The 13,519-nt window shown below is 46.6% G+C and carries 13 protein-coding genes and 4 pseudogenes; 13 read left to right on the plus strand and 4 right to left on the minus strand.

All coding sequences use genetic code 11. The annotated features are described in order from the left end of the window. Nucleotides 1-246 precede the first annotated feature (246 nt). The 7 genes and pseudogenes from AAC853_RS15685 to AAC853_RS15715 all read left to right on the plus strand — a co-directional run bounded on the left by AAC853_RS15685 (nt 247) and on the right by AAC853_RS15715 (nt 2,199). Nucleotides 247-431 (plus strand): annotated as a pseudogene (locus AAC853_RS15685) (phage holin family protein). Then, nucleotides 412-951, plus strand: coding sequence for a lysozyme (locus AAC853_RS15690; RefSeq protein ID WP_340615104.1), 540 nt, complete (start codon nt 412-414; stop codon nt 949-951). Before AAC853_RS15685 ends, AAC853_RS15690 begins: the two are co-directional and overlap by 20 nt. After that, nucleotides 948-1,100 carry a hypothetical protein gene (locus tag AAC853_RS15695; RefSeq protein WP_340615105.1) on the plus strand — a complete coding sequence of 51 codons (153 nt, stop codon included), beginning with the start codon at nt 948-950 and terminating at the stop codon, nt 1,098-1,100. Before AAC853_RS15690 ends, AAC853_RS15695 begins: the two co-directional genes overlap by 4 nt. Before the next feature lie 17 nt (nt 1,101-1,117). Further along, a pseudogene (locus AAC853_RS15700) lies at nt 1,118-1,279 on the plus strand (lysis system i-spanin subunit Rz); the annotation flags it as partial. Then, a complete protein-coding gene (locus tag AAC853_RS15705) occupies nt 1,248-1,379 on the plus strand; it encodes an Rz1 family lipoprotein (RefSeq protein WP_340615192.1) in 132 nt (43 codons plus the stop codon). The pseudogene AAC853_RS15700 and the gene AAC853_RS15705, both read left to right, overlap by 32 nt. 36 nt (nt 1,380-1,415) lie before the next feature. After that, nucleotides 1,416-1,817 carry a hypothetical protein gene (locus AAC853_RS15710; RefSeq protein WP_340615106.1) on the plus strand — a complete coding sequence of 134 codons (402 nt, stop codon included), beginning with the start codon at nt 1,416-1,418 and terminating at the stop codon, nt 1,815-1,817. Between the two features lie 10 nt (nt 1,818-1,827). Next, complete coding sequence (locus tag AAC853_RS15715) at nt 1,828-2,199, plus strand: hypothetical protein (protein ID WP_340615107.1); 372 nt, start codon at nt 1,828-1,830, stop codon at nt 2,197-2,199. Between the two features lie 79 nt (nt 2,200-2,278). On the opposite strand, the pseudogene AAC853_RS15720 reads toward AAC853_RS15715, so the two are convergent. Beyond that, nucleotides 2,279-3,610, minus strand: a pseudogene (locus AAC853_RS15720) (IS4 family transposase). Between the two features lie 112 nt (nt 3,611-3,722). Here AAC853_RS15720 and AAC853_RS15725 point away from each other — a divergent pair. The 3 genes and pseudogenes from AAC853_RS15725 to AAC853_RS15735 all read left to right on the plus strand — a co-directional run. Beyond that, a pseudogene (locus AAC853_RS15725) lies at nt 3,723-4,016 on the plus strand (phage minor head protein); the annotation flags it as partial. Next, entirely contained in the window at nt 4,013-5,569 is a 1,557-nt protein-coding gene (locus AAC853_RS15730; RefSeq protein ID WP_340615109.1) for a gp53 minor capsid family protein, read from the plus strand. The pseudogene AAC853_RS15725 and the gene AAC853_RS15730, both read left to right, overlap by 4 nt. A 325-nt stretch (nt 5,570-5,894) precedes the next feature. Next, nucleotides 5,895-6,371 (plus strand): MarR family winged helix-turn-helix transcriptional regulator, encoded by a 477-nt coding sequence (locus tag AAC853_RS15735; protein WP_340615110.1) that lies wholly within the window; start codon nt 5,895-5,897, stop codon nt 6,369-6,371. Nucleotides 6,372-6,419: 48 nt separating this feature from the next. On the opposite strand, the gene AAC853_RS15740 is transcribed toward AAC853_RS15735, so the two are convergent. From AAC853_RS15740 to AAC853_RS15750, 3 genes are all read right to left on the minus strand, one after another. After that, nucleotides 6,420-6,932, minus strand: coding sequence for a flavin reductase (locus AAC853_RS15740; protein WP_340615111.1), 513 nt, complete (start codon nt 6,930-6,932; stop codon nt 6,420-6,422). Between the two features lie 62 nt (nt 6,933-6,994). Continuing rightward, nucleotides 6,995-8,173, minus strand: coding sequence for an acyl-CoA dehydrogenase family protein (locus tag AAC853_RS15745; RefSeq protein ID WP_340615112.1), 1,179 nt, complete (start codon nt 8,171-8,173; stop codon nt 6,995-6,997). 557 nt (nt 8,174-8,730) lie between these two features. After that, a complete protein-coding gene (locus AAC853_RS15750) occupies nt 8,731-9,645 on the minus strand; it encodes a LysR family transcriptional regulator (RefSeq protein WP_340615193.1) in 915 nt (304 codons plus the stop codon). A gap of 64 nt (nt 9,646-9,709) precedes the next feature. Between AAC853_RS15750 and AAC853_RS15755 the strand changes: the two genes are divergently transcribed. The 3 genes from AAC853_RS15755 (at nt 9,710) to AAC853_RS15765 (ending at nt 13,511) form a co-directional block, all read left to right on the plus strand. Next, a complete protein-coding gene (locus AAC853_RS15755; RefSeq protein ID WP_340615194.1) occupies nt 9,710-11,149 on the plus strand; it encodes an MFS transporter in 1,440 nt (479 codons plus the stop codon). Then, nucleotides 11,149-11,541: a DUF4440 domain-containing protein gene (locus tag AAC853_RS15760; protein ID WP_340615113.1), complete on the plus strand. Its 393-nt coding sequence runs from the start codon at nt 11,149-11,151 to the stop codon at nt 11,539-11,541. The genes AAC853_RS15755 and AAC853_RS15760 overlap by 1 nt, the downstream gene beginning before the upstream one ends. 269 nt (nt 11,542-11,810) lie before the next feature. Further along, nucleotides 11,811-13,511 (plus strand): NAD(P)/FAD-dependent oxidoreductase, encoded by a 1,701-nt coding sequence (locus AAC853_RS15765; RefSeq protein ID WP_340615114.1) that lies wholly within the window; start codon nt 11,811-11,813, stop codon nt 13,509-13,511. The last annotated feature ends 8 nt before the right edge of the window (nt 13,512-13,519 follow it).

The following is a 13,519-nucleotide window of genomic DNA, read 5'->3' on the forward strand; positions in this document are numbered from 1 at the left end:
TCGATTTCGCAAACCAAACTCAAGGCTGTGCTTCGGCGTAGCTTTTTTTATCGCCACTTTCCGTTTTTCCTTCCTCATTTGAGGGGCGAAAACAAGAAGTGACCATCAATGTATTAATCGAATTTGCCACCGCAATCACTCCCATAACCTCAGTATCGCTATTGCGGCTGGCATCCCATTTACATCAACTCACAGGGGTAACCATCGTTCACCCCACGGACGCCCATTGTTCAGATGGGGTGGAATATGCGTATGGATAAATACACTAGCCCTCTGCCTACGGATGGGGCGCATTTACTGCAATGCTGGGAGCTCTATCGTTGAACGATTGGGCAATTATCGTCGGTATTATCTGCACGGTCGGTACATTTGCCGTGAACTGGTACTACAAACACAAGGAGTTTAACCGTAATGGCAAAGACCAAGACTAAATTAACGGCTGCGGTCATTGGTCTGATTATTTCCGGTGCGGGTGCCTCAGCAATCCTCTCTCATTTCCTCGATGAGAAGGAGGGTAATAGGCTATCGGCATATCGGGACGCTGGCGGTGTTTGGACAATTTGTCGTGGTATCACTCGGATAGAGGGCGTTCCCGTTCGTCGTGGCATGACGCTGACGACTCAGCAGTGCGATGAATTAAACCGGATTGAGGCTCAGCGGGCTATTGAATGGGTAAAAGCCAATATCAAAGTTCCACTAACCGAACCTCAAATCGCAGGCATTGCCAGTTTTTGCCCGTACAACATTGGCCCCGGCAAATGTTTCTCTTCCACATTCTACCGGAAGCTGAACAGTGGGGATAAGCAAGGTGCCTGTGCTGAAATCCAGCGCTGGATATTTGACGGCGGTAAAGATTGCAGGCAGACCAAAGGCCAAGCGAACGGCTATTACGGTCAGGTAGAGCGGCGTGTTCAGGAATCAGAAATAACGTGCTGGGGACTGGATGAATGAGATTTTACGTTATCTGCGGTATGGGAGTGGCTCTGGGGATAACGCTGTATATTGGGGGTTATTACTGTACTGAGTACACCGAACAGAAACAGATCAATGAACGTCAGCTAACTGAAATTCAGCAATTAACCGACACTATCACCTACTAGAACACGTACATTAACATGTGCACGAACTGGACACCAAACACACTCAGGAACTTGCCCATGTCAAGACTGAAATTGACACTCTTCGGGCTGATGTTGCCGCTGGCCGTCGTAGGTTGCGCACCAAGGCCGTCTGCCCCGAGCCTAAAACTGTTACCTCCGGCGGCGTGGGCGATGCAACCACCGTCGAACTCAGTAGAGAAACTGGATCAACTGTTCTCGATATCCAAGAGGGCATCATCAGCGGCGGACAAAACTGAGATATTTGCAGGATTATATTAGGAGTCAGTATCAGTAAAAAGACTATTGAGGTAAATGATGAACAACCCAGAAATTAGATTAAGTTATCGTTCCAGCATAAAAGATCTGAGCATAGGGATTTTGCATGTTATATTTTTTCCTTTGTTTGCAATTTGGCGGCTCTGGAAATTACATATGGTGAGTAAAAAAGAGATACTGGATGATTTGTCTCGATACAGAGAAAAGAGCGATCAACTGATGGATGATATATTTTTATTGTCAGATAAATCACTAGAAATAATGGCTGAGATTGAAAGACTGTTAGGACATGATGAGAAACACCAAGAATTCATAGCTAAAGTGCAAAAATACGGTAAGGTGGTTTTAACGAGTATAGGCCATGTCAATGAGTATTCAACTTCATTGATGAAGGATTATAGATCAGCAATAAGAAAAATAGGCAATAGCTCTGATAGTTAAAGGCGAAATTATGACAGTTGCAGATCTTAATAACATTATTTCTAATGCAAAAGAAAAATCTCAAGAAAGTAAAAATGATATCAGCACCGAAGAAGAAGGGTTAAGAGATAAAACTTATCGAGATGATAAGGCCAGAATTAATTTGACCTTTCATTTTTTATGGGGATTTTTTGCTTTAATCGTTGGGTGTTTTATATTTGTGCTGGGGTACAACCATCTGGCAATAAAGTGGATTGAGACACTAAATGAACAAGGAATGATGGAAATGGCAGCCTCTATAAAGTTACTGGAGCTGGATAAAGTGTTATCTGTGATCATTGGCGCCCTTGGCACATCGCTTGGTTTTATCATTGGTTATTATTTTAAAGAGAAGAAAGGGTAACGGTAGTTGAGCAATGCAATCTGGATAAACGGGTGATACGGGAAATTGAAAAGCCACCGTAAAGATTAACACCATTCAGTTAAGAATGTTTTGATCGAATAGAGTAGAGAGTCTTCGACATACGAACGGTCCAACTTTTGGGCCGTTTTCTTTTTTCAGGCAAAATATACCGTATCACTCTTTCCCTCAGTGCCCTGAGTTTTTTGGGAATAGTTCCGGGAGCTGCAATCGCACACCATAAAATTTCATCCTGAATATCCCGTAATGCCATAATAAAACTGATACGCAATGGAGAGACGCCAGCCTCTGCGGCTATACGGCTTATTTCGACTCGCACCAAATTGTAAGCCAGAAGAATTCCCCATATTTCCTGAATAACCCCGTTCACTGACTGGCTGCGCAGCAGAATGTGGTCTTCTAACATCTGATGCTTGATTTCGCCATAGCTGTTTTCGATTTCCCATCGCTCAAAGTAAACATCCAGAATATCCTGGGCGGGATACGCTTCCGGCTCAGTGAGTGAACACAGCACACTGAGAATATGATCCTTTCCAACCGGCTCCGGATAGAGCACGAGCCGGGCACGCCAATGTGTCGGCAAGCTGGGGTCAAGTTTACGGGCATGAGCAGAAACCGCCATCTCAATCCAAAAATCATTAGCACCGAGGGTGTCTATGACCGTGTATTTTGTATTGCGTTTTATCGGCACCAGCCAGTGGTTGGTAGGGTGTGTCCTCTGCCAGTTTATCAACAGTTCAGCACTCAAATAGCATCGGTCAAAGAGCGTCAGTGAGTTATCCGTGAGCCGGGTGGATAACTGTTTAGCATACGTGACTTCCCCCTGAAAACTGGGGCCAAACGCCACATCCCGGACCAGCCGGCTACGTAATGAGCTGAGTGCACATCATCGGACAATCGGGTATTCCGTTGTTTTTGTTGCACTGTATTTAATCCGACCAAAATGGTGGTCAAGCTCGCCTGTATCGGCGGTTCTGAACTGAGTCCCATCGACAGCATACAGCCTTAAACCGTGCCAAATATCGTGACTGTCTTCCTGCTTAACCCAGTGCGAGCCCGTGATGTCAAACAGTTTAGCTAAGGGTTCGTGAGTCAGTCTCTGGCTCGCCTGAGGGATTGCGCTGGGCGCGACGGTTTCACCGGCGCTATTTTGTACACTGAGATCCAATTTCGTGACCACTTCGGTGATGGAACGGTCACGAAAAAGGCTCATGGCAACGACAAGCCAAACCACGAGTTCAGCCGGTAACTTACGTCGTCGAACGCTGAATTTTTGTGTGGATTCAAGGGCCTGTTCAATCCATTCAAGCGGTATAGATTGCTGAAACGTCGATAATGACTCAGGTGCAGCAAATGTCTCCGTATCGAGTAACCAATGATTAAGCCAAAAAATACCCTCATGACCTAATAGTGATGAGGGTATTTTGAATTAACCTGAGGATCAGTCAATTGATCTAAGCAGGTAATTCTTTAACTGAATGGTGTTAACTTAAAGCCGGGCGAAATTCATTGCCCGTGACCAGACAGCAAAACTCAACTCGGCTTTGACAGAAACACGCAGTCAGGCGTTAGGTTTAGACTTGTACGAATGGGGTGGTGCGGGAGATGAGAGAGAACGTAACAGTCATTCTGTGCTGAATGGGAAAACCTGCAAGTATTCCGATCCGACTGTCTACTCAGACGATGGCGGCAACACATGGAAAAAACGGGCAAGCATTAAAGGCTATGAAGGCACTCCGGGCACTGATTATCAATGCCGCTGCGTGGCGTTACCTAAAGTTTCATGGGATCAATTATGACGTGGAAACGAACATCGCAGGGTTACGTTGTGACCACTGCGCGGATAACCCGTGCTGGCCCCGTGCAATATTACGGGCATGAAATCGGGTTAACCGGAAAAGACATCAATAAAAAAATCACTATTCACCGCACTCTTGAAGAACTCTCCAAACCTGAAACCCTGAAATCCTTTGACGGCCTCACCCTGACACTGACTCATCCGGACAGTGGCGAGGTAAATGCTGATGAGTGGAAAGATAAGACTATCGGTCACATTCAAAATATCAGGGCTGATGGTAATTATCTGGTTTGCGATGCCTACCTGAAAGATGCCAATGCCATTCAGGTGCTGGAAGAAAAAGGCATTAGAGAGCTGTTGGTTGGTTATGAGCCTGCTGAACTCATAGAGCGCAATGGTGAACTGTATCAAATCAACATTCGCGGCAATCATGTTGCCGTTGTAGCGGAAGGGCGCTTAGGTGATTCCTGTCGATTAAATGACAAAAAAGGTAACCCAATGAGTAAAACATTAAAAGATATCATAACCTTACTTAAAGGTAAGCGAGTCAAGGATGCGGAGGGGCAGCCGCTAACCGAAGACGAATTGATTGGCATGATTGCGGTACTGGAAAAAACACTGCAAGAACTGGAAGGCAATGCAACGCCGGAGGCCACGGCAAAAGCGCAGGAAATAGTTACACAGCTAGCGGAGTTAAAAGCGCAACTGGAAGCCTCAAAAGGTAGCACAGCGCCACCTCCAACTGATGCCGATCCTAACAAGGGTGATGCAGGTGGCACAGACGATAAGGAGGCTTGTATAGCAGCTCTGGAAGCTGAAAACGAACAACTAAAAACTGAAAACACAGCACTCAAAGAAGAGCTGGAAAAACTCAAGGGAGAAAGCGAGGCGAGTTCTACGCTGAACGATGAAAAATCACGCTTCCCGAAAGTCAATTTTAACGATGCTAAATCAGCGCGTGATGTACGTACCCAGGTGCTATTGAGCACGCAAGTATTCACCGATGCGCAGGTTAAGGCTATGACAGATGAAGAGATCGGCGCGACCTATACGGCTATTCAGGCGACATCCAAGCCGCGTAGCAATATTGGCCATCTACTGGTTGACTCCGCCCCTGTTGCATCAAGCTCTAATGATAAAATATGGGGTGAAGAAAACCTCACCGATACAGATCTGCTGTACGGCACATTCGCGGCGGTCAATCCTGATGGCGGTATCAAAGGGATTGAAAAAGCTACCGACCAGATCCACGGCATTATCGTTCGCGATATCTATGGCGACAAAGCCCCTCACAGTAAACAGGTTAACGTGGGGCACTTTTCTCACGGTGATTGTGTAGCTGTCTCAGCGGTTGCAGGTGATGCTTTTGCTCGTGGTGACAAACGTACATTGTCGCAACAGGTAAAGACGCGGGCAAAGTCACGAAAACAGCCAAAGGCAATATTGACTTGGGTTACTAGGTTGAGGAAGTTAGCGCAGGTAATCACTGCGTTGCTATCACCCTTGGTTATATTCAAAACGTACAGAAAACGGGAGAGTAACAAATGCCTGTAGAAGCCGCATATTTTGAGGAAGTTTTGCAGGAATCGCTGACAGAACGCGACACACAACTGCAAGAAAAAGAATTGCCGGAAATCAATATAGTTTAGTACAGAAATTACTTGGGTCTGAGGCGACCGCACCAATGTCATACTCGCGCGCATTCAATTCCAATTGTTGAATAGGTGGAACAGAATACTATGACAGGGAGCATGATTTTTGCTGACGAGACCGATTAGGGCGTTGAAGCTTATGATTTTTTAGCATGGAAGGCTGTGCTATGATTAATCAGAAAAAATTTAATGGCATAGAGACTTGTCGTTGGAGCGTAGTGTAAATCATGATCAAGGTAAAAAAATCGATTGAGAAATATCATCCTGCCAGCAGCGAGTTTCAGAAAGAGAATTTCCCCTTTTATTGGCTCGCAATGACGTCGCACCGTTATAGTCAGGCGATGGAAAAAATCTTAAAAAAGCTCGATCTTGATTTAAACCGCTACCGTATCTTATTTTCCTTAAAGGAAGAGGATCACATTAGCATCAGCGACATTGCGTCTCACGCTCTGTGTAAATTGCCTACGGCGACTAAAATTATCTATCGCATGAAAGACACCGGCTTTTTAGACACTAGGCCGATGGAAAATGATGGACGAGTGACCATTGTTTCCCTGACTCCTAAAGGCGAAGAGCTGATTCATTTGGTTGAGGAAGAAACGGCTGTCTTGTTTGCACAAAGTTTTTCTGGCATGAGTGAAAACCAGATAGTGAAGGTTAATTCACTACTTAAAACGATGTATCACAATTTACCAGAACCATAATGGTTTTTTTTATATATGGCAGCCGTTTTAGACAATTAATGCAGGCGGTTAGGCCGTTAATCCATCCACTGCTTTAGCAAGTATGGGCAGGTCATGATAATTTCTATCGAAGTACATAAGCGCAGCCTTACTATCACCGATACGAATCGCCTTGATCTCCGCGAAGAATACACTGTGGCTGCCGCATTGGTTTACTGCGCTGATTTTACAGTCAAAGTTCACCAGGGCATCATCCAGAGCCGGCGCGCCAGTGTTTAATACACTCCATGAGTGAGTGTTAAATCTCTCCGCCATTGAAATACGTTTGTCAGCAAAACGGCATGACAACGTTTTATGTGCAGATGACAGCACATTCACGCAGAGAATACCGCTGGACTTAAAGTAATCATGCGACCAGGCGTTTTGATTAATGCATACCAGCAATGAGGGCGGAGAGTCGGTAACGCTGCAGACCGCAGAAACAGTCATACCATACTTTATTTGTTCATGTATCGTCGTTACTACAGATACCGCTCCCCCGAGCATCGACATGCCGTTGCGGAATTCGTTAACATCAAACATGTAAGGGCCTTCCGGAAAATATAATCTCAAATGAATTTTAGAAAAAAGTGTTGTTGCGTGAGTTATAAATAGCCAGGTGAGGGTTCCTGACCGCAAAGCATCGAACCCGCATTTAAATAGGTCATTTCCCCCATAAAAGCGTGTTGTGTAATAACCAGTGAATCATTGACGCATCTGGCCACGGCATTGTTTTTGACAATACCGGACATGCCCATAAGCATCTGCATGTTACGACAGATCTTTGCTGCCTCGCGCACAGCATGCGTGCTGGAAAGCCTGAGCATATTGATTTTATCCGCCGGAACCGGCTCGCCGCGTAATACGTATGCCCATGCATTGTCAATGGAATCATAGAAATAAGCCTTTAGTGATTGCAGGCTGGCCTCCGCTTTGGCGATATCAATTTTTGCGCTTGGTCGTTGATAGGTAGGGGGGGAGCCGGTTATTGAAGTGTTGTGGCCTGATAATCCTCTGACCTCATTGATGGCCCGCCGGGCGATACCAATTGCAACTACGGAAAGTACCTGGGTAGCGAAAGACAAAGAGGGATAATGAAACAATGGTTCATCAAGGTTGGATTTACCGCCCCGGATAAACGTCCAGTCTTCAGGCACGAAGGCATCGTCGACCACCAAGTCGTGACTGCCTGTTCCTGTGAGACCAACGGTGTTCCAGGTGAGATCGATGTTCACTGCTGAACGCGGTATGACCGCGATTCTTGGCAGATCTTTTTTGCCTTCGGTCGTTGGTTCTATGCCGACGCCAATAATATCCGCGCCAAGACATCCGCTGGAATATTTCCAGCGACCGCTGAATCTCATGCCGCCGTCAACGACGGAGGCCGGCTGAGGGGGGAAAATACCGCCGGCAAAGATCAAATCTGCGCCTCGATCCGTGTTATAAAGCGTGGAAAGTGTTTGCAGCGGCAATGCTGAAAGGTAGACGGGGCTCATACCGAAACTTGCCACCCAACCAGCAGAACCATCTGCCTCGGCAATACATTCAATCAGCCGGCAAAAATCAGCGGGGGTGGACTCTGTTCCGCCGAAGCGTTTCGGCACCAGGGAGCGGTATAAACCTGCCTGACGCAGACGCTCGATGATGTCTGGAGAGATCTGTTTCTGTTCGTCAAACTCGCCCTTTAAAGCACATTGTTTTATCTCGCCCAGCAGTTGCTCCAAATCGGTTTTATCCAGTGATAGGATGCCTGATTTTATAACGTCTGATACCAGCGAACTCATTAAAACCTTCCTATTTTTCTAAATACCGTTGCCTGCCAATCAGTGTATAAAACATAAGATAATCTCAATAAAATACGCTGACACAAATTTACATTTAGCTGTATAGCTTGGTGATATTTAGTTTCCATGTCAACTAAATAATAAACCAAATGTAATCATATGAGGTCGATGTTGTTACTGATTTTATACAGGGAACCGGGATCGTGGTGGTACCGGATTGTAGTAAAAATAGACAATTTTACCATCGCTAATCGATATGTTGCGAGTGTATTGATTATTTATTTTTTTGATAAATAATAAATTTTTTATGTTGGTTACGTTGCTATTCCACGGGAACGCGTGAGGTGGAATTTTTCTAGCTCGTCGGATCAGAACTGCAAAAATTTTTTTAGCGCGTTTGATGTAAAATTACACAATTCGTTTTGGCATTTTCTAAGCTAGAAGGTTGTTAATCTTTAAAAGGGCTCTCGCGATAAGTTTGTTGTTACTCCATTTTACTCTTGAGTCACTCATCGCGAGTTTTGCTAATGTGTTTGAGATTGGCTATTTAGATTTTGTTATTGTTTGCTGTTGAGCTTTTCGATATGGATTTGCAAGAAATCGATAAAGGTCCGGACGTTCTCGGAGACATGACGGGTATTGGGATAGAGTGCGTAGATACCTTGTCTGGGAAAGCGGTGGTCAGGCAGTAATTGGGTTAAACATCCGTTGGCAATATCTTCTTGCACTAGCCAGGCGGGCAGTAACGCCACGCCTGCGCCGCAGCAGGCAAATGCCCGCAGTGAAGCTGCGCTGTCAGCCATGATCATGGGAGGAGTGTCTGCCCTGAACAGCACATTGTTGCCTGCAGGCGTCAGAACTTGCCAGTTTAACGGTGTGGCAAGGCGGCTATGTGCGATCCAGCGCGCGCTTTGCAGTTGTTTCAAGTCAGTGATGGTATTGTCATGATGCGTCGTTAAATATTCTTTTGAAGCGACAGGTAAAATATCGAACCAATCGATCAGCTTCGCATGATGAGTGGAGTCCGCTAGTTGGCCAAGACGTATCGCCACATCAAAACGTTCGGAGATCAGATCATCATTTTTTGATGAAGAAACGTGCTGGATGCGAAGTTGCGGATGCAGAGCGGCAAATGCTGAGAGCACGGGAACCACGACTCTGGCCCCATATTCCGGCGTGGTGGTGATACGCAGCATGCCTCTCAGACTGGTATGATCGCTGCGGACATCGTCCAGGATTTTTTCCACATCCTGCAACAGTTGCAGACAGTGCAGATAAAAACGCTCGCCGGCATCGGTGACGGCCATCTGCCGGGTACTGCGGGTGAGCACGGAAACACCTAATTTATCCTCAAGTTGCTTGATATTAAAACTCACTACCGCTTTGGTCAGCCCTAGCGTATGCGCCGCGCCAGTAAAACTGCCGGCTTCCACCACCGCTACAAATATCTCCAGATGTTGTATATTCAGAATGGAGCTTCCTTATGAACTTAGATTATTGTCAAAATAATTTTGACAGTATAACTACAAAACGTCGATTTATCTTTTTTTTCTAACTGTATACTACGCCCATTATGCTGTTTTTCATGAGAAATCTATGAATTATCGGGTGCGTGTCGCCAGCGTCTATCTGCTGGGTTTTTTCATCGATCTGGTCAATATGTTTATCGCCAATGTCGCCTATCCTGATATTGGCCGGCAGCTTAATGCACCGGTCAGCCAGCTGGCGTGGGTGAGTAATGGCTATATTCTGGGATTAACTTTGGTTATTCCTCTGAGTAGTTGGCTGGCAAAACGAATAGGCTCAAAGCGCCTGTTTATCCTCTCACTGATTATTTTCATCATCGGCACCTGTGGTGTGGCCGGCGCCTCTCAGATTGAACAACTCATTGCCTGGCGTGTGGTACAAGGGCTGGGAGGGGGGCTGCTGATCCCTGTTGGTCAGACAATGACCTATGCCCTTTATCGCAGTCATGAACGGGCAAAACTCTCTTCGGTCGTTATGCTGGTCGCCTTAATGGCGCCGGCGCTCTCTCCGGCCATTGGCGGCGTGCTGGTGGACAACGTCAGCTGGCGCTGGGTATTTTTAGCCAGTTTACCCCTGGCGCTCATCGCATTGGTTCTTGCCGCTTGCTGGCTGAAGAGTGATGTGCGTGCCACCAGTGCCGAACGGCTGGATTTCAGCGGTCTTATCTCGGGCTGCCTGGCGCTGACTCTGATTCTGCTAGGCCTGACTTACATGGGGGAATCCGGTCGCCTGAGCTTGGGGGCGTCGTTACTGGTCTCAGGTATTGCGCTGATGGGCTGGTATGTACGCGTTTCGTTACGTAAAACGCAACCGTTGCTCAATCTGCGTTTGATCCAGGATCCGATGTTACAAACTGCGATGTTGATCTATCAGTTTATTCCGGGAGTTTTTACCGGCGTCAGCCTGATTGCAATGCTGTATTTGCAGGATCAGCTGGGGATGCATGCCACCTTAGTGGGCGCGATGATGCTTCCCTGGGCTATAGCCTCATTTGTCGCTATCGCCCTCACTGGTAAAAAGTTTAATAAGATCGGGCCGCGCCCGCTGTTTATCATTGGTTGCCTTGTGCAGGGGATTGGTATTGGATTATTACCTCTGATTGGCAGTACCGATGACGTGATTTTAGCGGTTGTCGCTTATGCGCTGATGGGGTTCGGGGGTAGTCTGTGCAGCAGCACCGCGCAGAGTTCGGCGTTTATTCAGGTACACGATGCCGAGCTGGCAGATGCCAGCGCACTGTGGAACATCAACCGTCAGCTCAGTTTCTGTTTTGGCGTGACGTTAATCAGCTTATTACTGAACGTGTTACTCAACATGTCAGGCATTCAGAAAATCCAGGCTTACCATCTGTGCTTTGCACTGGCGGCCATCAGTGCTGTCATTCCCGTCTTACTCTGCTTACGGATAGCTAATAGCAGAGTCATTCTTATGCTTAATCAGGAGAAATGATGAATCGCTACTTTCAGGAAGTCTTAGATGCTCACGTGCTGATCCGTCGTTGGCTCGGCGATGCCACTAGCCCCGCCGAGGTGTGTGAAGATTTGTTGGCGCGTTTCAGCCCGGCCTATTCCATGGTGACGCCAGGTGGAGGCCAGCTTGATTATACGTCGCTAACTTCGTTTTTCCGTATGCAATGTGGCGCAAAATCGGGGCTGGAGATTGAAATCGACAATATGCAATTGATTGCAGAAAGTGCTACAGGGGCTACCGTGACTTATCAGGAGCGGCAGCTGCTGCCAGGCCAAGACGCAACGCTGCGCTTTTCGACCGTGGTGTTCGAATTGGGAGCAGATAATCAGGTGATATGGCGTCATCTGCATGAGACAGCACTTCCTTTATAAGCACTCTTATTGGATTAATTTTCTTAAATCGGCTGGATGTTCGGGAACGGGCATTCAGCCGTGTTACGAAATACAACCCATGTTGTTTTATGTAAGGACGTAGAATTAAGTCGTATCAATATTAACGAGTGTATTTTCTCTGGGAGGCATTGTTATAATTAAGCGCAATTCGTTAGAAAGCGTGTGGGAGCACTTTCTTTAACTGATTAATTAAGAAATTAAGTTAGATAACTTCATATAAACTAAAAACAGATTAAAATAGATAGTCTATGTTAAATAAAAACATCAACACCGAAAAAACGCGTGCTTTTCCATATATTGATTCATTATTCGATTACGGCACCTATCTTGACCGAGTAAAGGCCAAAGGGGCAATTGGACAATTTAACGCCCCCTGTAACGAGCGTGTGGCTATTATCGGGGCAGGGCTAAGCGGTATGGTTGCCGCCCGCGAGTTGCTAAAAGCCGGGGTAAGCCATGTAACTCTGTTCGAAGCCGAAACAAACCGGCACGGCGGCAGGCTGTTAAGCCAGCAATTTGATGCTGAGATGCCTGAATATATTGCTGAGATGGGAGCGATGCGTTTCCCGCCTTCTGAAGTTGGGTTATTCCATTATTTGGATAACTTCAATATTGATACCGCATCCGTTTTCCCCGATCCTGGGGTTGTTGATACCGAAATTCATTTCCAAGGTGACGCCTTTACATGGCAAGCAGGTTCACCGCCGCCATCCTTGTTTCACCGTGTTGACCGTGGCTGGAAAAGCTTTTTAAAAGAAGGGGTGATACTGGATGGTAAGCAGCTAATTGCGCCATTGGATATTACCCAGGCGTTACGAGAAGGCCGGTTGGCTGATGCCAAAGAAGCATGGCAAACCTATATTGATGTTTTTAGCGATAGCTGTTTTTACTCTTCATTAGTAAGAATTTTCACTAGTCCCAATCCGCCAGGCGGAGAACATTGGGAGAAACCTAACGATTTTGCACTGTTTGGTTCGCTTGGCATCGGCTCCGGCGGTTTCCAGCCGGTATTCAGGGCGGCATTTATTGAGATAATGCGTCTTGTTGTCAATGGATTGGAGGAGGATCAGCGTCTGGTACCGGATGGTATTGGCACGTTAACTGACCGCATGGGCAGTGAAATACTCGCGGATAAGCCGTTAGCCGACCGCATTATCTATCAGAAAGTCACTGATATTTCCCAACAGGACGATGGACGCTTTATTATCAACACCGATGACGGTGCACAGGCAGAATTTGACCGGGTAATCGTGACGGTTTCAACACGCGCCATGCAGGTTTCATTAAAACTTTCACAACACAATGAGTGGCTGGGTGCAGACGTTTCACGCGCAATTAATGAAACACACCTGATTGGCTCGTCGAAACTATTTATCTTGACGCAGACGAAATTCTGGTTGAAAGAACGGCTGCCACGGACTATTTTGACCGATACTCTGGCTAAAGGGATTTACTGCTTGGACTATCAGCCTGAAAACCCTGACGGGTATGGTGTCGTTTTGATCAGCTATACCTGGGAGGATGATTCTCACAAACTGGTGACATTGAGTAATAAGCGCGCTCGACTAGATCGCCTGGTTGATGAACTGCGTCAGACCGCGCCAGAATTTGCCAAATATCTGGTGCCGCTGAATGATAACCCTAAATATATCCAAGAATACGATTGGCTGACGGATACTAATGCTATGGGGGCATTTAAGCTCAATTACCCGGGGGATGACCGCTATTCAGAAGCGCTGTTTTTCCAGTTCCAGATGGCTGTTGATACGCAGAACGATCCGGGATTGTATCTCGCTGGCTGCAGCTGTTCATTTACCGGTGGATGGGCGGAAGGGGCTATCCAGACAGGGATTAACGCAGCCTGTGCGGTGGTGCATAGCCTCGGCGGTGCGTTGATGGCTGATAATCCGCTGCACAACATGTCTCACCACTACCACTACCATCACTAATCAACCGG

Source organism: Xenorhabdus thailandensis, from assembly GCF_037996785.1.
Taxonomy (GTDB): Bacteria; Pseudomonadota; Gammaproteobacteria; order Enterobacterales; family Enterobacteriaceae; genus Xenorhabdus; species Xenorhabdus griffiniae.